14 protein-coding genes and 1 pseudogene are annotated in these 20451 nt (G+C 70.8%); 6 read left to right on the top strand and 9 right to left on the bottom strand.

Translation table 11 applies throughout. From position 1 onward, the window contains the following. Positions 1-368: 368 nt before the first annotated feature. From MW290_RS08155 to MW290_RS08145, 3 genes are all read left to right on the top strand, one after another. Positions 369-1190 carry an aldo/keto reductase gene (locus MW290_RS08155; RefSeq protein ID WP_375142727.1) on the top strand — a complete coding sequence of 274 codons (822 nt, stop codon included), beginning with the start codon at positions 369-371 and terminating at the stop codon, positions 1188-1190. A 13-nt stretch (positions 1191-1203) separates the two neighbouring features. Continuing rightward, entirely contained in the window at positions 1204-1926 is a 723-nt protein-coding gene (locus MW290_RS08150; RefSeq protein ID WP_250194180.1) for a hypothetical protein, read from the top strand. A 144-nt stretch (positions 1927-2070) separates the two neighbouring features. Beyond that, positions 2071-2610 carry a type 1 glutamine amidotransferase domain-containing protein gene (locus MW290_RS08145; protein ID WP_250194179.1) on the top strand — a complete coding sequence of 180 codons (540 nt, stop codon included), beginning with the start codon at positions 2071-2073 and terminating at the stop codon, positions 2608-2610. Here the strand turns inward: MW290_RS08145 and MW290_RS08140 are convergent. Both MW290_RS08140 and MW290_RS08135 read right to left on the bottom strand, forming a co-directional pair. Continuing rightward, the gene (locus MW290_RS08140) at positions 2602-5445 is read right to left on the bottom strand and encodes an ATP-binding protein (protein WP_250194178.1); all 2844 of its coding nucleotides are present in this window, start codon (positions 5443-5445) and stop codon (positions 2602-2604) included. The two genes, MW290_RS08145 and MW290_RS08140, sit on opposite strands and share 9 nt — an antisense overlap. Positions 5446-5582: 137 nt before the next feature. Further along, a pseudogene (locus tag MW290_RS08135) lies at positions 5583-6170 on the bottom strand (methyl-accepting chemotaxis protein); the annotation flags it as partial. A 362-nt stretch (positions 6171-6532) separates the two neighbouring features. Between MW290_RS08135 and MW290_RS08130 the strand changes: the two are divergent. Genes MW290_RS08130 through MW290_RS08120 form a run of 3 tightly spaced genes read left to right on the top strand, consistent with a single transcriptional unit; the run spans position 6533 to position 9222 of the window. After that, the gene (locus MW290_RS08130; protein WP_250194177.1) at positions 6533-6952 is read left to right on the top strand and encodes a response regulator; all 420 of its coding nucleotides are present in this window, start codon (positions 6533-6535) and stop codon (positions 6950-6952) included. 42 nt (positions 6953-6994) lie between these two features. Next, positions 6995-8218: a threonine ammonia-lyase gene (locus tag MW290_RS08125; RefSeq protein ID WP_250194176.1), complete on the top strand. Its 1224-nt coding sequence runs from the start codon at positions 6995-6997 to the stop codon at positions 8216-8218. Positions 8219-8277: 59 nt separating this feature from the next. Continuing rightward, positions 8278-9222 (top strand): ProQ/FINO family protein, encoded by a 945-nt coding sequence (locus MW290_RS08120; RefSeq protein WP_250194175.1) that lies wholly within the window; start codon positions 8278-8280, stop codon positions 9220-9222. A 1-nt stretch (position 9223) separates the two neighbouring features. Here MW290_RS08120 and MW290_RS08115 read toward each other — a convergent pair whose 3' ends face one another. From MW290_RS08115 to MW290_RS08085, 7 genes are all read right to left on the bottom strand, one after another. After that, positions 9224-14830 carry an AAA family ATPase gene (locus MW290_RS08115; RefSeq protein ID WP_250194174.1) on the bottom strand — a complete coding sequence of 1869 codons (5607 nt, stop codon included), beginning with the start codon at positions 14828-14830 and terminating at the stop codon, positions 9224-9226. A 142-nt stretch (positions 14831-14972) separates the two neighbouring features. Beyond that, the gene (locus MW290_RS08110) at positions 14973-15674 is read right to left on the bottom strand and encodes an ABC transporter ATP-binding protein (protein WP_250194173.1); all 702 of its coding nucleotides are present in this window, start codon (positions 15672-15674) and stop codon (positions 14973-14975) included. A gap of 1 nt (position 15675) precedes the next feature. Then, complete coding sequence (locus MW290_RS08105) at positions 15676-16419, bottom strand: ABC transporter ATP-binding protein (protein WP_250194172.1); 744 nt, start codon at positions 16417-16419, stop codon at positions 15676-15678. Beyond that, on the bottom strand, positions 16419-17459 hold the full coding sequence (locus MW290_RS08100; RefSeq protein ID WP_375142726.1) for a branched-chain amino acid ABC transporter permease: 1041 nt from the start codon (positions 17457-17459) through the stop codon (positions 16419-16421). The genes MW290_RS08105 and MW290_RS08100 overlap by 1 nt, the downstream gene beginning before the upstream one ends. 2 nt (positions 17460-17461) lie before the next feature. Next, entirely contained in the window at positions 17462-18334 is an 873-nt protein-coding gene (locus MW290_RS08095) for a branched-chain amino acid ABC transporter permease (protein ID WP_250194171.1), read from the bottom strand. 128 nt (positions 18335-18462) lie between these two features. Further along, the gene (locus MW290_RS08090) at positions 18463-19635 is read right to left on the bottom strand and encodes an ABC transporter substrate-binding protein (protein WP_250194170.1); all 1173 of its coding nucleotides are present in this window, start codon (positions 19633-19635) and stop codon (positions 18463-18465) included. Then, positions 19632-20450 carry an alpha/beta fold hydrolase gene (locus MW290_RS08085; protein ID WP_250194169.1) on the bottom strand — a complete coding sequence of 273 codons (819 nt, stop codon included), beginning with the start codon at positions 20448-20450 and terminating at the stop codon, positions 19632-19634. Before MW290_RS08085 ends, MW290_RS08090 begins: the two co-directional genes overlap by 4 nt. Between the last annotated feature and the right edge of the window lies 1 nt (position 20451).

Here is a 20451-nt window from a genome sequence, read left to right as displayed (position 1 = left end):
CGACACGTCAGCGCCCCGCGTGTGGTCCATGACAGCCGCAACTCGACCTGCGGCCATTCGGGCCAGACCTGAACCCAGCCCCCCACGTCGGCCTGCCACCAGGGAACTAGGCGACCCAGCCGAAGACCAACGTCAGCAACCGCCTTTTCCCGGCACCACGAAGGGCTCGGTGCCACAGCCAGGGTGTACTGATGTTCCGTCCGACCCATCCCCATCATCCCGCCCGCCGCCGCTGGCTCGCCGGCGCTGGCGCGGCGCTGCTGACAGGCGCCGGCTCCGCGCTGCAAACGGTGTCGGCGCAGCCGCGTCCCCAGCCTGGCGCGCAGCCAGCGCCGTCAAAGGCGCCGCCTGCGCAGGCGAGCCCGCTGTTGACGCGGGCCATCCCCTCCAGCGGTGAACTGCTGCCGCGCGTGGGCCTGGGCAGCTGGATCACCTTCAACGTGGGGCGCGATCCGGCTGCGCTCGAAGCGTGTGCCCAGGTCGTGCAGGCCTTCTTCGCGGCGGGCGGGCGCCTGATCGACAGCTCGCCGATGTACGGCTCAGCGCAACCCACCATCGGCCACGCACTGGCCAGGCTCAAGCACCCCGCGGCGCTGTTCTCGGCCGAAAAGGTGTGGGTGGGCGACGCCGAGCGCGGGCCGGCGCAGATGGAGGCCTCGCGCGCCTTCTGGGGTGTGCCGCGGTTCGACTTGATGCAGGTGCACAACCTGCTGGCCTGGCAGCAGCACCTGCCGCGCCTGTTGGCCATGAAGGCGGCGGGGCAGCTGCGCTATGTGGGCATCAGCACCTCGGAAGGCCGCCGCCATGCCGAGCTCGAGCAGATCATGCGCACGCAGCCGATCGACTTCGTGCAACTGACCTACAACCCGCTCGACCGCGCTGCCGAGCAACGCCTGCTGCCGCTGGCGCAGGAGCGCGGCATCGCGGTGCTGGTGAACCGGCCGTTCCGCGAAGGTGCCTTGCTTGACACACTGCTGCGTCACCCGCTGCCGGGGTGGGCCACCGAGCTGGGCTGCGACGGCTGGGCGCAGGTGGTGCTGAAGTTCATCGTCTCGCACCCGGCCGTGACCTGCGCCATACCGGCCACCCGACAAGTGGCGCACGTGCAGCAGAACCTGGGCGCGGCGCGCGGCGCCATGCCCGACGCCGGCCTGCGCGCGCAAATGGCCGCCGACATGGCCGCGCTGTGACGGTGTTGCGCGCATGAGCGAGTGGTGGACTTATCGCCCATCGGACTTTCTGATGTTCGCGCCGCGCACCTACTGGCGGCTGTTCGAGTTGCACAACACCGCCTGGTGGCCCGCGCCGCCGTGGCTGGTGCTGGCCGGCGGCGTGGTGCTGGCCCTGCTGTGGTGCCAGCGGAAGAACGTGCCGGCGGGTTGGCTGCGCGGCATGGCCGCCTTGCTGGCGCTGGGCTGGGCCTTCAGTGGCTGGGCCTTCGTCGCGCAACGCTATGCGCCCATCAACTGGGCCGCCGAGGGTCTGGCGCTGGCATGTGCGGTGCCGGCCCTGGTGCTGGCCGCGCTGGCGCTGCCAGATTGCCCGCTGCAGGCCGCGGCATCGGCACGCTACAGGGCCGGGCTGCTGCTGTTGGGCTGGGCGGTGGTCGGCCACCCGCTGCTGGCGCCGATCTTCGATCGCCCGCTGCTGCAGGCCGAGGTGTGGATGCTGGCGCCCGACCCCACGGCCGTGGCCACGCTGGGCTGGCTGCTCGCGGTACAGCCCGGCGCACGGCACGCCCGTTGGCTCTGCGCCCTGGCCTGGACGGCCACCGTGGCCTGGTGCGCGGTGAGTGCGGCCACGCTGTGGACCATGGGTTCGGCGCAGGGGTGGGTGGTGGCTGGGCTGGCAGTGGCCGCCGTGGGCACACGGGTCGCCACCCAGCGCGCACCGGGTGCGCCCGCGGCTGGGAGTGCCAGCCCGTGAGCATGCGGGGCGCTCGTACAACGCGGATGGCGATCGTTCGGTCGTTTGGCCGATTCCGATCGCCGGCCTTGTCTGACAGCGATTCGCAAGGCGGCTCCTAAGCTTGGCATCTGTCCATTGAATGCCAGTCAGGAGTACTTCAGCATGTCCGCCTCCAAGCTCTCTTCGCGCCGCATCCTCATCCTTGCCACCGATGGCTTCGAGCAGTCGGAGCTCGAAGTGCCCCAGAAGGAGCTGGCCGCACTCGGTGCCACGGTGCACGTCGCGGCGCCCAAGCCAGGTGCCATCAAGGGCTGGAACCACACCGACTGGGGCAACGAGGTCAAGGTGGACCTGGCGCTGTCGGAAGCCGATGCCAAGGACTACGACGCCCTGGTGCTGCCCGGCGGGCAGATGAACCCGGACGCGCTGCGGATGGAGCCCGACGCGATCGCCCTGATCAAGGCCTTTGCCGCGGCCGGCAAGCCGGTGGCCGCCGTGTGCCACGCGCCTTGGTTGCTCATCGACGCAGGTCTGGTCAACGGCCGCAAGGTGACGTCGTGGCCGTCGGTTCGCACCGACCTGAAGAATGCAGGCGGCACCGTCGTCGACGAATCGGCGGTGATCGACCGCGGCATCATCACCAGCCGCAATCCGGACGACCTGCACGACTTCGTCGCGGCCATCGCCTCGCAACTAGCGTGAGTCGTCCGCCAGGTACCGCTGCGGCGGCCGTGACCGCATCAGCCTGAGGATGCGCTCGAACAGGTGTTCGGGGTGGATGGGCTTGACCACATGCTCGTCCATGCCCGCGGCCTGGCAGGCCACCAGGTCTTCGTCGAAGGCGTTGGCGGTGGTGGCCAGGATGGGCGTGTGACGGCAACGTCCTTCCGCGCGAATGCGGCGTGCCGCCTGCAGGCCGTCCATCAGGGGCATCTGCATGTCCATCAAGATCACGTCGTAGTGCCGGCCCTGCGCGGCCATCGTGGCCGCGGCGCCGTCACCGACGACGTCCACCCTGCAGCCGGCCATCTCCAGCAGCGTGCGCAAGATATCCTGGTGGGTCGGCTCGTCCTCGGCCAGCAGCACACGCAGGCCCGGGCATTCGGTGCGCAGCCGCTGCGCGGCTGATTCCATGCCGCGGCCGTTGGGGTCGGCTGCCGCTGCTGCGCCCCAGTCCAGCTGCAGCTCGAAGCGGAACACCGACCCCACGCCAGGTGAACTGGTCACTTGCACGTCGCCGCCCATCAGGCGCGCCAGGCGTCGCACGATGGCCAGGCCCAGCCCAGAGCCGCCGAAGCGCCGCGACATCGACGAGTCGGCCTGTTCGAAGGCCGTGAACAGGCGCGGCAGGTCGGCTTTTGAAATGCCGATGCCGGTGTCGTGCACCGCACCGCGCAGCACCGGCTTGCCGGTGACGGTGGCGATCTCGGCCTGCACCCGCACCGAACCCTGCGGTGTGAACTTCACCGCGTTGGCCACCAGGTTCAGCAACAGTTGCTGGATGCGCCGCGGGTCGCCGCGCAGGCAGCGCTGGCCGTCCACGTCAGAGACCTCGAAACGCAAGGCAAGCCCCTTGTCCTGCGCAGCAAGCCGCACCTGCTGCTCGACGCCGTCGAGCATGTCGGCCAGCCGGAAGTCGACAGACTCGAGCGTCAGCCGCTCAGCCTCGATCTTGGTGAGGTCGAGGATGTCGTTGATCAGCGCCAGCAGGTGCTGCGAGATTTGCCCCGACTTGGCCAGGTAGCCCTTGACGGTCTCGTCGGCGGCCTGCCGCTGCGCCAGATCGGTCAGGCCCATGATGCCGCTCAGCGGCGTTCGCAATTCATGCGACATGTTGGCCAGGAAAGCCGACTTCGCGCGGCTGGCGGATTCCGCCAGCTCCTTGGCGATCGACAGTTCGGCCGTGCGCTGCTGCACCTGTTCTTCCAGCCGCCGGCGGTGCTCACGCAGCTCGTGTTCATTGCGCTGCAGCTGGGCGAAGGCCGCATCGAGCCGGCTCATCTGCGCGATGCGTTCGGGCAGCTCCAAGGCCAGCATGCCGACGATGCCGACCTCCGCGGGCGCCCAGGGCTCGCAGCGGCCGCGCCAGGCTTCGGTCCACAGCTGGAACGACTTGCGCGGCGTCAGCCGGAAGTCGCCTGCGGCGTTGCGCACGAAACCTTCCTGGTAGTTGCCAGCCCAGCGCACGGTGCGCACACGCTCGCCACGCAGCCAGATGAGGGCGTTGTGCATGCCCGGCGTGGCCGGCGTGCACAGCAGCCCCGCGGCGCAATCGGCATGCACGGCCGCAGGCGCGAATGCCTGCGACAGATGGTCGATGGCCATCACTTCGCTGCTGGCCTGCGCGGCCAGCCAGGCCAGCAGGGCGGTGACCGTGTCGGGCGGCGGCACGCGGCCGTGCGTGAACAGCCGACCCTCGACGACGGCGATGATGCCGTCGGCCCGCACCAGCTGCTGCAACGGCTGCAGCACGTCGCCCATCAACGCCGGCATCGCGTGGTTGGGCAGGTGGCGCAGCAACCCACGGGTGATGCGCACCGCCTCGGCATTGAGCCGATCCTGCGCCTGCGACTGCATTTCGGACAGTCGGGCCGAGGCCAGGCGGCTGATGAGGATGGCGGCCTCGCGCAGCGCGATGGATACCCGCTTGGGTTGCAGGTGGTGGCAGGTCACCATGCCCCACAGCCGGCCCTGCTGCAGCAGCGAGATCACCATCGAGGCGCGCACGCCGATGTTGCGCAGGTACTCGATGTGGATGGGCGACAGGCTGCGCACCGCCGAGAAGCTCAGGTCCAGCGGCCGCTGCGTCTCGGGGTGCAGCGCCGGCAGGATGGGCGCGGGTGCAGCCTCGGTGTCGGCAACCACACGCACCAGGTTGATGGTGTACAGGCGGCGCGCCTGCGGCGGTATGTCGCTGGCCGGAAAGCGCATGCCCAGAAAATCCTGGGCGGCATTGGATCGGCTCTGCGCGACGATCTCGCCGTCCATGTTCGAGTCGAAGCGGTAGACCATCACGCTGTCGTAGCCGGTAAGCCGCCGCACCAGCGCCGCCAGCGCGTCGAAGTACGCCGGGCTCTCGTCCAGGCCGCCGATGGCCTGCACGGTCTCGATGGTTTCCGTCAGCAGGGTGTCGAGCTGCCCGTGATGCGAAGCGCCTTCGTTGCGCTCGAGTTCCAGCGCCAGCAGGTCGCCAGCGGCGTAAAGATGCGCCATCAGCGGCCACTGCACGCCGTCCACCGTTGCCTGCAGCCGCCCCGTGGCCGGCGCACGCAGCGCGCGTACGCGCCCGACCAGCGCATCGATCGTGACCAGGGCATCGCTGTCGAACAGGGTCTCCAGCGGCTGGTCCAGCACCGCCGTCAGCGGGCGGCCGATAAAGGCCGCGATGTTGTCGCTGGCCTGCCGCACGCGCCAGCCCACCTCGGGTTCGAAGGCCAGCAGCGCGGCGTGGGGCTGGACGTGCCCGATCTGGTGGATGGGCTCGGACGCGCAGGCCCGCAGCGCCTGTTCGAAGCCCCCTGTGCTCATCGCTTGCATCGGCCACTCTCCCCAACGACGGGTGCACGCGCCGTTCCCGCACGCCCTGGGCGCCGGTCCGGCCCGGCGGATTGTCCCGCGCCAGGGCCGCCAGGAAGTCGACCTATGTCAAGACGCGGGCGCTAGCCGTGCGTGTGCGCCGGCAGGCGAAACACCGCCACGGTGTCGAACAGGCGTTGGGCCTGGCCGCGCAGGCTCTTGGCCGCGGCCGCGCCCTCCTCCACCAGCGCGGCGTTCTGCTGCACGGCCGCGTCCATCTGCGACATCGCTTCGCCCACCTGCGAGACGCCGGCGGTCTGCTCGGCGCTGGCGCGGCTCGACTCGGCGATGATCTGCGATACCCGCCCGATGGCGTCGACCACGCTGCGCATCGTCGCACCGGCCTCGTCCACCTGCTGGGTGCCCTGCTCCACCCGCTCCACGCTGGCCGAGATCAGCGTCTTGATCTCCTTGGCTGCCTCGGCGCTGCGCCGCGCCAGCGTGCGCACTTCGCCGGCCACCACCGCAAAGCCGCGGCCCTGTTCACCGGCCCGCGCCGCCTCGACGGCCGCGTTCAGCGCCAGGCCGTTGGCCTGCGCGGCGCCGTCGGGCGCTGGCGCCAGCTGCTGCATCGACGATGCCGTCTCCTCGATCGCCGAGGCTTGCGACTCGGTGCGCGAAGCCAGGTCCTGGTTGCCCTGCGCAATCTGCGAAGTGGCAACGGCAACGCCCTCCGCATTCGCCCGCTCACCCAACTGCACGTTGAAGTCGACCAGATCGCTCAGCAGGTCATCCGCCTTCTGGAAGGTCGTGGTCGCCGGACCATTGAGCTTGTCCAGCGCCTCATTGGCCCGGTCCTGGGACTTCAGCTCCACCAGCTCGCGCGCGGCCTGTGCATAGGGCAGCCCGGCCGCGTCGAAGGCGGCCAGCAGCGAGCCGTTTTTGGCGCCGGCCACCTTCACTTGAGGTATTCCGCCAGGCTCACCGCCGCTTGCAGGCGCCGGGCGGAGACAATGCTTCCCACCCCCCCGCTTTACGCGGGCTTCACACCGCAGGCACCGCGCTTGCCCGGTCTTGCCACCCTGCAGTACCCCAGCTGTTTGTCTTCATGCCCTTGTCCCCCACCCACCAAGACCCCGCTCCGCGTGCCCGCATCCTGATCGTGGAGGACGACCTGGATGGCGCCCAGGCCCTGGAGGCGTTGCTGCAGCTGGAGGGCTACGAGGTGCGCACCGCCCCCAATGGCGCCGAGGGCCTGGCGGTGGCGGCGCAGTTCGACCCGCACATCGTGCTGCTGGACCTGCACCTGCCGGTGGTGCACGGCGTGGCGGTGGCGCAGCACCTGCGGGTCAACGAGCATGCGATGCGGCGGGTGATCATCGGCATCACCGGCCTGTCATCGGCCTACCCGGCCGATGCGCAGGCCTTCGACCACAAGCTGAGCAAGCCCATCGACCCCGACCAGCTGTTCAGCCTGCTGCGCCAGGAATGGCGCGAGCGCTTCGAGGACTCGCCCTTCGCCTTTTGAGTTGATAAGCCGGAGGGCCCGCAAGCCTGCGATCATGTCGGCATGCAGCCCATCGCCCCCCCTTCGATCACCGTTCAGGACATCCTGGCCGCGGCCGACCGGCTGCGCGGCCATGTGCTGGAAACGCCCTGCGTTCCTTCACGCACGCTGTCGGCCATCACCGGCTGCGACGTGTACCTGAAGTTCGAGAACCTGCAGTTCACCGCCTCCTTCAAGGAACGCGGCGCGCTGAACAAGCTGGCCCAGCTGAGCGACGACGAAAAGGCCCGCGGCGTGCTGGCCGTGAGCGCCGGCAACCATGCCCAGGGCGTGGCCTACCACGCGCAGCGGCTGGGCCTGCCCGCCACCATCGTGATGCCGCGCTTCGCCCCGGCGGTGAAGGTGGACAACACCCGCCGCTTCGGGGCCAACGTCGTGCTGGAGGGCGACACCTTCGACCAGGCCCGCGCCCATGGCCTGCAGCTGGCCCGCGAGCGTGGGCTGACGGTGGTGCACCCGTATGACGACCTGGCGATCGCGGCCGGCCAGGGCACGCTGGGGCTGGAGATGCTGCAGCAGCAGCCCGACATCGACACGCTGGTGGTCTCCATCGGCGGCGGCGGGCTCATCGGCGGCATCGCCGTGGCGGCACGGGCGGTGCGGCCGCACATCCGCATCGTGGGTGTGCAGACCGAGCGCTTCCCGGCCGTGTTCAATGCCAAGAAGGGCGAGCAGCGCAGCTTCGCGCAGACCACCATTGCCGACGGCATCGGCGTCAGCTCGCCGGGGACGCTGACGGTGCCGCTGATCCACCAGCTGGTGGACGACGTGGTGCTGGTGGGCGAAGACACCATCGAGCAGGCCATCCTGATGCTGCTGGAAATCGAAAAGACGGTGGTGGAAGGCGCCGGCGCCGTGGGCCTGGCCGCGCTGCTGGCGCACCGCGAGCACTTCGTCGGCCGCAAGGTGGGCCTGGTGCTGTCGGGCGGCAACATCGAGCCGCTGCTGCTGGCCGAAATCATCCACCGCGGCATGGTCAAGTCGGGCCGGCTGGTGCGGCTGCGCATCAACGTGCGCGACGTGCCCGGCACGCTGGCCACCGTGGCCCAGATGCTGAGCGAGCTGGGCGCCAACATCGAGGAGGTGCAGCACAACCGCGCCTTCAGTTCACTGCCGGTGGAACGCGCCCAGATCGAGGTGGTGGTGCAGACCCGCGGCGATGCGCATGTGGAGACCATCCTGTCGACGATGACCCAGCGCGGCTTCGAGATCGACCGTGTGCGGTGAGGTCGGCCGGCGGCAGGCACAATCTCGCCCTCGCGCCGATCTGACCGACGCCCCTGCCGATGACCTCTCAAGCTCCTGAACACATCCCCGTGCCGCCTGCCGAAGGCGAAGCACCGACCCCCGCCGTGACGGACGCCGCTGCGCCAGCGGAGGCCGAGGCAACGGCCGCCGCAGGCGCGCAAGAAGCCTCCGCAGCGGCCGAGTCCGCTGCGCCCGCCGAAGGGGAAGCACCCGCCGAGCCTGAGGCACCGGCTGAAGGCGCCCCGGCCAAGGCCGGTGGCCGCGCGGCCGAGCTGTCGCCGGCGCAATGCGCGGCCGAGCTGTCCAAGCGCTTTCCGGCGCTGTTCGGCCGCCAGCCCAAGCCGCTGAAGCTGCGCATCCAGGCCGACATTCAGCAACGCGCGCCCGGCGTCTTCAGCAAGCGCGCGCTGTCGATCTTTTTGCACCGGCACACGGGCAGCACCTCGTACCTGATTGCGCTGAGCAAATCGAAGGAGCGCTTCGACCTCGACGGCCAGCCGGCCGGTGAGCTGAGCGAAGAACACCGCAATGCCGCCAACGAAGAGCTGGCCCGCCGCCGCGCCAACCAGCAGACCCGGCGCGAGCAGGAAGAGCAAGGCCGCCGCGACCGTGCCGACCTGCTGTGGGCCTTCGAGCACACCACGCTGACGCCGGCCAACTTCTGCGCGCTCAAGGGCATCGCGCCCGAGTCGCTGGACAGCCTGCTGGAAGTGGCCCGCAAGGAAGCCGCCGAACGCGCGGCCCAGCCGCCGCGCCGCGAAGGCTTCGGCGGCCGCGGAGGCGATCGGGGCGGTGAGCGCGGTGGCCGCGCCGAGTTTGGCTCGGGCCGCCAGGAGCGTGGCCCGGGTGGGCGACCTGACCGGGGCCCCGGCCCCAGCCGCCCCGAAGGTGGCGGCGGCCGGCCCGGTGGCGGTCGGCCTGGTGGTCGCCCGGGCGGTGGCCGCCCCGGCGGCGGCAAGCCGGGCGGCCCGCGCCCGCGTTAACTCAGGGCTCTACCCGGCCAGGCCGCATCCAGCGGCCGATGGTGCGGTAGAGCATGTCCACGTCGATCGGCTTGGCGATGTGATCGTCCATGCCGGCGGCCAGTGCCTCGGCACGGTCGATCGCACGGGCGCTGGCGGTCATCGCGATCACCGGCAGGTCGCGCCAGCGCGGCTGCGCCCGCAGCGCACGCGTCGCCTCGAAGCCGTCCATCACCGGCATCTGGCAGTCCATCAGCACGCCGTCGAAGGTCTGCTCGGCCAGGCAGCGCAGCGCGTCCTGCCCGTTCACCGCCACCGTGGGCACGATGCCGGCATTGCGCAGCAGCTCCAGCGCCAGCTCCTGGTTGATCTCGTTGTCTTCCACCAGCAGCACGCGCAGCCCGGTCAGCGCGGGCGGGTCGGCCGGTGGCGCGGGCTCGGGCGCGGGGGGCACCTGCTGCGCCACGCCCAGGCGCAGCATGAACTGGAAGCAGCTGCCCTCTCCCGGCGCGCTCGTCACCCCGATCTGCCCGCCCATCAGCTGCACCAGCCGCTGCGAGATGGCCAGGCCCAACCCCGTGCCGCCGTAGCGGCGCGAGGTGGAGCCATCGGCCTGGCTGAAGGGCTTGAACAGCAGCGCCAGCTGGTCGGGGGTCATGCCGATGCCGGTGTCGCGCACCACGAAGCGCAGCAGCACCGCACCGCCTTCGGCGGGCTGGGGTGCCTCGATGCTGCACACCACCTCGCCGCGCTCGGTGAACTTGACGGCGTTGTTGCACAGGTTGATGAGCACCTGCCCCAGCCGCAGCGGGTCGCCCACCAGGTGCGGCGGCACCGGGCCGTTGATCGGGAAGCGCAGGCTCAGGCCCTTCTGCGCGGCACGCACGCCGACGATGTCCTGGGCATGGCCCACCACATCGGCCAGCGCAAACACGGTCTGTTCGATTTCCACGCGCCCGGCCTCCACCTTGGAAAAGTCGAGAATGTCGTCCACCAGTGACAGCAGCAGCGTGGCCGAGGTCTGGATCTTCTGCACGTAGTTGCGCTGGCGGTCGTTGAGGCCGCTGTGCAAGGCCAGGTAGGACATGCCCAGCACGGCGTTCATCGGCGTGCGGATCTCATGGCTCATGTTGGCCAGGAAGGCGGTCTTGGCGCGGTTGGCGGCATCGGCCGCCTCCATGGCCGTCTGCAGCGCGGCGGTGCGCTGGGCCACGCGCTGCTCCAGCTCGGCATTGAGGCCGCGCAACTGCTCGACCACCCAGGCGTTTTCCAGCGAGATGGCAGCCTGCACCGCCAGCTGGTTGAGCACGCCCAGCCGCTCACGCGTGAACAGGCGCGGCACGCTGCGGTGCTCGAGGTACAGCACGCCGGTCAGCGTGGCGCGGTGCTGGATGGGCAGGCACAGCGCCGAGGCGGGTTGATGCGCCAGCAGGTAGGCATCACGCTCGAAGGTATGCGGCGCATGGGTGTCGCCCAGCAGCACCGTCTCGCGGCTGCGCTGCACGAAGGCCAGCAGCCGGTGCGGCAGGCGCTGGCGGGCGGTGTCGTCGGGCTTGAGCTGCACCTCGATGTCGTGCAGCCGCACCTGGGCGGTGGCGGCCAGCAGCAGCGGCGACTGCCGCTCGCGCGCATCCACCAGCAGCAGCGCGCCCGACTGGGCACCGGCCTGCTCGATCACCAGGCGCATCAGCGTGCCCAGCAGTTCGTCGCGGGTGATGCGGCTGGACAGCGCCTGCGTGGCCTTGACCAGGGCCAGCGTGTCCAGCGGCAGCGGGCGCGCCTCCGGCTCGGCCGGCGCCCCGTTGCGCGGCGACGGTGCCGGCGAGACGGCCTGTGCCCGGCTCACGCGGTCGATCACCGCCTCGTCCATGCGCCGCAGCTTGGCCCACACGCCCCAGCGCTCGAAAGCGTTCATCGCTTCCTGCCGGAAGGCGGCGGCCGCGGTGGGCAGGTTGAGCAGGCCGGCCACTCGGGCGGCACGCTCATGCGCCAGCGCCTGCACGTTCAGCAGGCCCAGCGCGGCGGCCTCGCCGGCGGCGGTCTCGAAGCTGGCCAGCGCCTGCAGGCCGGCGCCCCCCACGCGCTGGCGCTCACCCACCAGCAGGCTGCGCCAGGCGCCGAAGGAATCGGGGTTGTGCAGCGCCCAGCCGTCCACCTGCCGGATGGCAGCGTCCAGCACCGCGCGCTCGGCCGGACCGGCCAAGTCCTGGTCGCCAGCCGCGGCCAGCGCGCCGTACACCACGTGCAGGTGTTCCAGCAGCGTGCCCTGCATGGCGGCGCGTGAGGGCTCGGCCCGCAGCGACTGAAGGCGGGCCTCGGCCATGTCGCCCATCACGCAGTCCACCATCAGCTGGCGCAGCGCGGCGAAGGCGGTGCGCATCGAAAAGCTGTGGGCCTGCTGCGAGGCCGGATCGGGCGGCAGCAGCGGCAGGCTGGCCGGGATCGGGTCGCCGCGCAGCCGGCAGGCGGCATCGCGCATGGTCACCAAGTCTTCGGCCAGGTCGGGGAAGCGGGCGCGCTGCACCAGCGGCAGCAGTTCCTCGGCCCGGGCCACCACCTCTTCCACCGGCCGGCCGGCGAACAGCAGCGTGGTGACCAGGTGGCCGCAGGCGAAGCAGGCCGTGGCCAGATCACCCTCGGCGCGTGCGCAGTCCAGCGCGTGCTGCAGGCGGCGCACCACCTCCGGCCAGGGCCGGCACCACATGGCGGTGAGCCCGCGCCAGAAGGCAATGCGGCCGGCATCGCTGCCGCCATGGGCGGCATCGGCGATGGACTGGGACAGCTGGCCGAAGGCTTCGCCAGCGGCGGGCTCGCCCAGGTGGCCGGCCAGCACCCAGCCGAAGTAGGCCAGCCCCGGGGCGCAGGCCCGGGCCTGGCCGTGGTCCAGCATCAGGTGCACCAGGCGCACCAGCAGCAACGCCAGCAGCCGCTTGTCGAGGAAGACCAGCAGCCGCAGTGCGCCGTCGATGCCGCGCAGCAGCAGCAGCGCGTCGGGCTGCATCATCTGCGGCAGCTCGGCCAGGCTGGCGATGGGCCGGCCGGACAGCCGCGCCTGCAGGCCCACCCAGGCCTGGCGCACCATCGCCGGGTCCGGCTGCACCGGCAGCGGCAGGCCGAGCTCGGCCAGGCTGGCAATGGCCACCTGCTCGGCCTCCTGGTAGTGGCCACGGGCCACGCACACCTCGATGAGCACCTGGTGGGCGTCCAGCCGCTCGGCCTGCGGCCGTGGCTGCGCCAGCACCCGCCGGGCCAGGTGCTCGGCTTCGTCGAACTCCTGGCGCTGGGCCTCGCAACGCGCCAGCAGGCGCAGCAGCGCGCTGGCCAGGGCCGGCTGGCTGGGCCAGGGGTCTTCAGGCAGCAGCGCGATGCCGGCCCGCAGGTAGGCGATGGCCGCCACGTAGGCGGTGGCGGCATAGGCGCGGGCACCGGCCTGCAGGTTGAGCGAGGCCACCGACAAGCGCTCGGCCTCGTCGGTGATGGCGGACAGGCCGTGGTTGAACTGCGCCACGATGGCGTAGAGCCGGTCGTCGCCTTCCACCAGGCCCTGGGCCGCGGCATCGGCGCGCAGGGAGCGCGCGATGCGCACATGCAGGGCGGGCCGCGCCTCGGCCGGGGTCAGCTCATGCGCGGCTTCCTGCGCGCGGTCGTGCAGGAAGCGCCAGTAGGGCGTGCCGCGGGCCACCAAGCCAGCCTGCAGCGCCGGCCACAGCGCGGCCTCGGCCTCCGGTTCGGGCAGGCCGGCCACGCGGGCCAGCACCGCCAGCCGGAAAGGGCTGCCCAGCAGCGCGGCCAGCGCCAGCACCTGGCGGGTGGCCACGGGCAGGCGCCGCAGCCGTGCCAGCATCAGGCCCACGACGTTGTCGGTGAAACCGCGCTGCGCGATGCGCTCCAGGTCGCCATGCCAGTGGCCGGCATCGGCATCGAACTGCAGCAGCCCGTCCTGGTGCAGCGCGGTGAGGAACTGGCCGACGAACTGCGGGTTGCCGGCGGTGCGTTCGTACACCAGCGTACCCAGTGCCTGGCTCGCCTCGTCATGCCGGTGTAGCGCCTCCGAGACGATGCGCACCACGCCGCTGCGGTCGAGCGAGCGCAGCGGCAGCACCGTCACGGGCACGCCGCGGCGGGCGAAGGCAGCCTCCACCATCGCCGCCGAAGCCGCGCCGTGGGGCCCGATCTGCCGGCTGGCGCCCACCGCCAGCAGGTGGCGCGCCTGCGGCGCGTCGCACAGCGCCGCCAGCAGGCTCAGGCTGCCGGCGTCCAGCCAGTGCAGGTCGTCGAAGAACAGCACCAGCGGCCGGTCGGGCCCGGCCAGCACGCCAACGAAGCGCTGCAGCGCCGCCTGCAGCCGGCGGGCGGCCTGGTCGGCGGGCAACTCGGGCGGCTCGGGCACCACGCCCATCACCCAGCGCAGCGCGGGCACCACCTCGGCCACGGCGGCCGCATCGGTGCCCAGCGCCTGCTCCAGGCGCTGCCGCCACTGGGCCAGCTCGGCGGCGCTGCCGGCCAGCATGCGCTGCACCAGCGGCCCCAGCGCCATGCCGAAGGCGCCATGCGGCACGCCGTGGCCATAGGGGTTGCCCTTGGCCACGCAGAAGGTGCCGCCTTCCAGTGCCACGGCCGAGCGCAGCTCGGCCACCAGCGAGCTCTTGCCCGCGCCCGCCTCGCCGGTGACCAGCACCACCTCACGCACGCCGCCTGCGGCCGCGCGGTGGAAGGCGGCCAGCAGCGCGGTGCGCTCGTACTCGCGGCCCACCAGCACCTCGGGGAGCTCGAAGCGGTCGGACACATCGGCCAGGCCCAGCGGCAGCGGGTCGGCGGCGCGGCCCTGCTCCCAGGCCTGGCGGCACAGCGCCAGGTCGGCGCGCAGGCCGGCGGCGGTCTGGTAACGGCGCTCGGGCAGCTTGGCCAGCAGCTTCATCACCAGCTGGGCCAGCGCATGCGGCACGCCGGGCACCACGGCGTCGGGCGAGCGGGGCTCGCGCGCCAGGTGGCAGTGCACCCATTCCAGCGCATCACCGGCCTGGAAGGGCAGCCGACCGGTGAGCAGCTGGTACAGCATGACGCCCAGGCCGTAGAGGTCGCTGCGGCTGTCCACCGTGCGGTTCATGCGGCCGGTCTGCTCGGGCGAGACATACGGCAGCAGCCAGGCCGGCAGGTCCGCGGCCCCGTCGTCCGGGTAGTCGCGCTGCAGCCGCACCGCGCGTGAGAAGTCGAGCAGCCACACCTGCCCGGCCTCACCCACCAGCACATGGCCGGGGTGCAGACCGCCATGGATCACCTTCTGGCGGTGCAGATCCTCCAGCGCCGCGGCCAGGCCCTGCGCCAACGGGCACGGCTGGTTGTTGCCGATCAGCTCGGACAGCGGGCGGCCGTCCACGTCCTGCAGCACCTGCACGGGCGAGGTGCCGTCGTCCAGCACCGCCAGCGGCTGCGGCACGTGCGGGCCGTGCAGGTCGAGCATCAGCGCATGCTCGTCGCGCAGGCGGGTGGCGGCCTCGGGTGTGGCGGCGTCGGGGTGCAGCACCTTCAGCAGCACAGGGTGCTGACCCACCCCCGGGGCACTGCCGCGGAACACCTGCGTCGCCAGGCTGTCGTGAAGCGTTTGGGCGGCGGTGTAATCGGTGCTCATCGGCGCAGGGGCAGGTGCCCCCGAAGAATACGTCGAACGATCCCCTAAATAGAGGAATTCGAATCGTAAACCGCTGCGCACTGATCAAGGTGGCGGTAGCCGGCCGCATGGATGCCGGTTCATGCCCGCCACCCGCGGGTGCTCACACGCCCAGGAATTCGCCCAGTCGGCTGGTGTCGGCCGCCAGCGCGGCCGAGGTGCCGGCCAGCTCGATGCGGCCCTTCTGCATGACCACCGCCTGCTCGGTATGGCCCAGCACCTTGCGGTAGTCGCGGTCGACGATCAGCGTGGCGATGCCAGTGGCGCGGATCTCGCCGATCACGCGCCAGATCTCGGCCACGATCAACGGTGCCAGGCCCTCGGTGGCCTCGTCCAGGATCATCAGCCGCGGGTTGGTCATCAGCGCACGGCCGATGGACAGCATCTGCTGCTCGCCGCCCGACAGCTGCTGGCCGCCGTGGCCCAGCCGCTCGGCCAGCCGCGGGAAGGTGTGCATCACCCGCTCGAAGGTCCAGGCCTTGCGGCCGTCCAGGCCGGGGCGCTCGGCCATCACCAGGTTCTCGCGCACCGACAGATTGGGGAAGATGCCCCGCCCTTCGGGCACGTAGCCGATGCCCAGCCGCGCCATCTTCTCGGGCGCCCAGCCGGTCACGTCCTTGCCGTCCACCAGCACGCGGCCGGAGGCCGGCTTCACATAGCCCATCAGCGATCGGATGAGCGTCGTCTTGCCCATGCCGTTGCGGCCCAGCAGGCCCACGGCGGTGGCGGCGGGCACCTGCACGTCCACGCCGCGCAGGATGTGGCTGTCGCCGTAGTAGGTGTTGAGGCTTTCGATCTTCAGCACGTCAATGCTCCCCCAGGTAGGCCGTCTGCACCTCGGGGTCGCGGCGGATGTGTTCGGGGTCGCCGCTGGCGATCACGCAGCCGTTGACCATCACCGTGATGCGGTCGGCGATGCGGAACACCGCGTCCATGTCGTGCTCCACCAGCAGCACCGCATGCGTGGCCTTCAGGCGTTGCAGCAACGCCAGCATGCGGTCGGTTTCTTCGGCGCCCATGCCGGCCAGCGGCTCGTCCAGCAGCAGCACACGCGGCGCGGTGGCCAGGCACATGGCCACCTCGAGCTGGCGCTTGGCGCCGTGGCTCATGGTGCCGGCGATGCGATCGGCCTCATGCGCCAGGCCGGCCGCTTCCAGCGCGGCCTGGGCCGCGGCATTGCTGCGCGCGCAGCCGGTGGCCGCCTGCCACAGCGCCCAGGGCCGCGCGAATGCCGCCTGCGCGGCCAGGCGGCAGTTCTCGCGCACCGTGAACTCCGGGAAGATGGTGGTGCGCTGGTAGCTGCGGCCCACGCCGGCCCGCGCCCGCCGGTGCTGCGACCAGCCGGTGACGTCCTGCCCATCGAAGCGGATGCGCCCGGTGCTGGCGGCCAGCTCGCCCGACAGCATGTTGATCAGCGTGGACTTGCCCGCGCCGTTGGTGCCGATCACCGCATGCACCTGGCCCACCTGCAGGTCCAGGGCCACGTCGCTCACGGCCAGCAGCCCGCCGAAGCGGCGGCTCAGACCTTCCACCTGCAGCATGGCGGGCATCACGCACCTCCCTTGGCCGATTGCGGCGACAGCCGGTCCATCAGGCCGATCAGGCCCTTGGGCAGCAGCGCCACGAAAGCGATGATGGCCAGCCCCAGCGTGAGCTGCCAATGGTCGGCCAGCGGGCCCACCAGCGCATGGGTGGACAGCAGCTCACGCAGCAGCGTGAAGGCCACCGCACCGATGACCGCACCCCGCAGGCTGCCCAGCCCCCCCAGGATGATCATCAGCAGCACGTCGCCCGAGGTGTGCCAGCTCAGCATCTCGGGGTTGACCACGCCATCCCGCGAAGCCACCAGAAAGCCTGCCAGCCCGGCCAGCGCGCCGCCGATGACGAAGGCCGCCAGCTTGTAGAGATAGGTGTTGAAGCCCGCGGCCCGCATGCGCTGCTCGTTGACGCGGATGCCGGCCAGCGCCGCGCCGAAGCGCGAGCGGCGGATCAGCGCCAGCAAGCCGTAGGTGAAGGCCAGCGCGCCCAGCACCACGAAGTACAGCGTGCGCCGGTTCTCCAGGTCGATGGCGCCCAGCGCCGGCCGCACGTACAGGTAGATACCGTCGCTGCCGCCGCCGATGCCGGTGTCGTGGAACACGAAGTAGGCCATCTGCGCAAAGGCCAGCGTGACCATGATGAAGTAGATGCCGCGGGTGCGCAGCCCCAGCAGCCCGACGAACAGCGCATAGGCCGCCGCGCCCCCCATGGCCAGCGGCAGCAGCGTGGCGATGGAGCCGCCGCCATCGCCCGAGGCCAGCACGGTGACGTAGGCGCCGATGCCGTAGAAGGCCGCATGGCCCAGGCTGACGAGGCCGGTGATGCCGACGATGAGCTGCAGGCTGAGCGCGAAGATCGACAGGATCATCACCTTCAGCAGCAGGTCGGTGAGATAGGGCGTGAGCACCGGCGCCACGGCCGCCAGCGCGGCCAGCACGCCCAGCGCCGGCAGCATCGGCTTCCACGCCGCGGGGCTGGGCGCGGCGGGCGGCAGGGTGGGTGCGGTGGCGGCCATGGTGGCGGGGGGATGGGTGATGAGGTCGGGTTTCATGTTCACGCTCTGCGGCCCATCAGGCCCTCCGGGCGCCAGATCAGCACCACGGCCATCAGCAGGTAGACGCCGATGCCGCTCAACTCGGCGAAGAACACCTTGCCGAAGGTGTCGACGAAGCCCACCAGCAACGAGGCCACCAACGCGCCGGTGATGGAGCCGATGCCGCCGATGACCACCACCACGAAGCAGATGATGAGCACGCTGCCGCCCATGCCCGGGTACACGCTGGACATGGGCGCGGCGATCATGCCGGCCAGCGCGGCCAGCGCCACGCCGGCCGCGAACACGATGCGGTAGAGCCGCCGGATGTCGATGCCCAGGCCGCGCACCATGTCGCGGTTGCTGGCACCGGCGCGGATCATCATGCCCAGCCGGGTGCGGTTGACCACCGCATACAGCCCGATGGCCAGCACGATGCAGGCGGCCGACGCGAACAGCCGGTAGGTGGGGTAGCTCATCACGTCGCCCAGCGCGAAGCTGCCGGCCAGCCACTCCGGCGGCTTGACGCCGTGCACGTCGTTGCCCACCAGGATGGAGCGCAGCTCCTCGAACACCAGAATCAGGCCGTAGGTCATCAGCACCTGCTGCAGGTGTTCACGCTGGTACAGGTAGCTGTAGAAGGCCCATTCGAGGAAGTAGCCGAACACCGCCGCCAGCACGATGCCCACCGCCAGCATCACCAGGAACTGGTCGCCGAACAGCGGGCTCAGCGCAAACGCCATGTAGGCGCCCAGCATGTAGAAGCTGCCATGGGCCAGGTTGATGACGCCCATGATCCCGAAGATCAGCGTCAGCCCCGAGGCCAGCAGGAACAGCAGCAGGCCGTACTGCACGGCGTTCAGGCACTGCACCAGAAAGGTCGCTAAGTCCATCAGTCATCTCCAAGCGCCGGCCGCCGCAGCGTTGCGCCTTGATCAAGCGGCCACCACGGATCCGGCTCTGCCGGTCCGTCGGTGGCCCCCCCTTGAGGGGGAGCGCCGGAAGGCGCTCCGGGGGTGGTCTACAACCTGCAGCCGCGGGCCGGGTCGCTGAGCGACTTGCTCGCGATGCCCACCACCTTGTTCTCCTTGCCCTCCACCTTGCGCAGGTAGATGTCCTGCACCGGGTTGTGCGAGCGGGACAGCGTGAAGGGGCCGCGCGGGCTGTCGATGCGGGCCTTCTCCAGCGCGGCCGCGAACTCGGCCTTCTTGCTGATGTCGCCCTTGACCGCCGCCAGGCCGGTGGCCAGCATCTGCGCGGCGTCGTAGCCCTGCACCGCGTACACGTCGGGCTGCAGCTTGAACTGCTTGGCATAGGCCAGGCGGAAGTTGTTGTCGCGCGGCGTGTTCAGGCCGTCGGCATAGTGCAGCGTGGTCAGCACGCCCTGCGCAGCATCACCCTGCGCTTCCAGCGTGCCGTCGGTGAGAAAGCCCGAGCCGTACAGCGGAATGGTCTTGTTGAGGCCCGCAGCCGCATAGTCCTTGACGAACTTCACCGCGCCGCCGCCCGCGAAGAAGGCGAACACCGCATCGGGCTTGGCCGCCGCGATCTCGGTGAGCAGCGCCTGGAACTCCACGTTCGGGAAGGGCAGCGTCAGCTGCTTGGTGACCTTGCCGCCTTCCTTCTCGAAGCCTTCCTTGAAGGCATTGGTCATCTCCTCACCGGCCGCGTACTTCCAGGTGATGGTCATCGCGGTCTTCTTCTTTTCCTGCTTGGCCGCCACCGTGCCCATGCCATAGCTGGACTGCCAGTTGGAGAACGAGCTGCGGAAGATGTTCTGCGCGCACATCGGGCCGGTGACCGCATCGGAGCCGGCATTGGGCACGACCAGGATGGTGCCGCTTTCCTTGGCGGCGCGCGCCATGGCCATGGCCACGCCGCTGTGTACCGTGCCCACCAGCACGTCCACGTTGTCGCGCTTGATGAGCTTGTTGACGTTGTCGGTGGCCTTGGCGGGGTCGCTCTCGTCGTCCACCTTGAAGAACTCCACCTCGCGGCCGCCCAGCTTGCCGCCCTGCTCGTCCACGTACAGCTTGAAGCCGTTCTCGATGGCCACGCCCAGCGCGGTGAAGGTGCCGCTGTAGGGCAGCATCAGCCCCACCTTGAGCTTGCCGGACTGGGCCTGCGCCAGCGGTGAAGCCAGCAGCAGCGAAGCAGCCAGCGCCGGAATGGCGAATGCGGTCTTACGGATCATGCTTGTCCCCTTGCGTTGTGGTGGCGGTGGTGTGAGAAAAAGGCGTGGGCCGCTTCGATGACGGCCTCGGGCTGGTCACGGTGCGGCGAATGACCGCAGGCGGGCAGCTCCAGCAGCTGCGTGGCCGGCAGCTGCCGGCGGATGGCACGGATCTGGTCGAGCGTGCCGTACTCGTCGTCGACACCCTGGATGGCCAGCACCGGCGCGGTGATCTGCGCCACCTCGGCTTCGATGTTCCAGGTGCGGAAGGCCGGGTCCAGCCAGATGCGGTTCCAGCCCCAGAAGGCGGAGTCGGCATCGTCGTGGTAACGGCCCAGCTTCTGCGGCAGGTCGGTGGTCAGGTAGGCCTGCCGGGCCACCTCGATGCTGGCCACCGACACGTCTTCCACGAACAGGTGCGGTGCCATCACGATGGCGCCGGCCACCGGGTGGCGGGCCGCATGCAGCAGCGTGATGGAACCGCCGTCGCTGTGGCCGAAGAGCCAGGGCGGCTGCCGCGTGGTGTCGATGTGCAGCGCCGCCAGCAGCGCCGGCAGCAGCTCATGGGCCTGGCGGTGCATGAAGTCGGGCGCCCAGCGTTCATCGGCCGGCCGCGGCGTGGAACGGCCGTAGCCGGGCCGCGAATACACCAGCCCGCGCAGGCCCGCGGCTGCGCACAACCGCTGCGGGAAGTCCTTCCACATCGCCACCGAGCCCAGGCCCTCGTGCAGGAAGACCACCAGCGGCGCATCGGCGCGGTCGGTACCCACCCACTGGTGCTCGATGCGCACGGTGCGGCCCTGCCAGGGCAGCTCGACGAAAGCGCTGGCCGCCACG

It is taken from the genome of Aquincola tertiaricarbonis (assembly GCF_023573145.1).
Classification (GTDB): domain Bacteria; phylum Pseudomonadota; class Gammaproteobacteria; order Burkholderiales; family Burkholderiaceae_C; genus Aquincola; species Aquincola tertiaricarbonis_B.
This window is presented reverse-complemented; position numbering and strand designations above follow the sequence as displayed.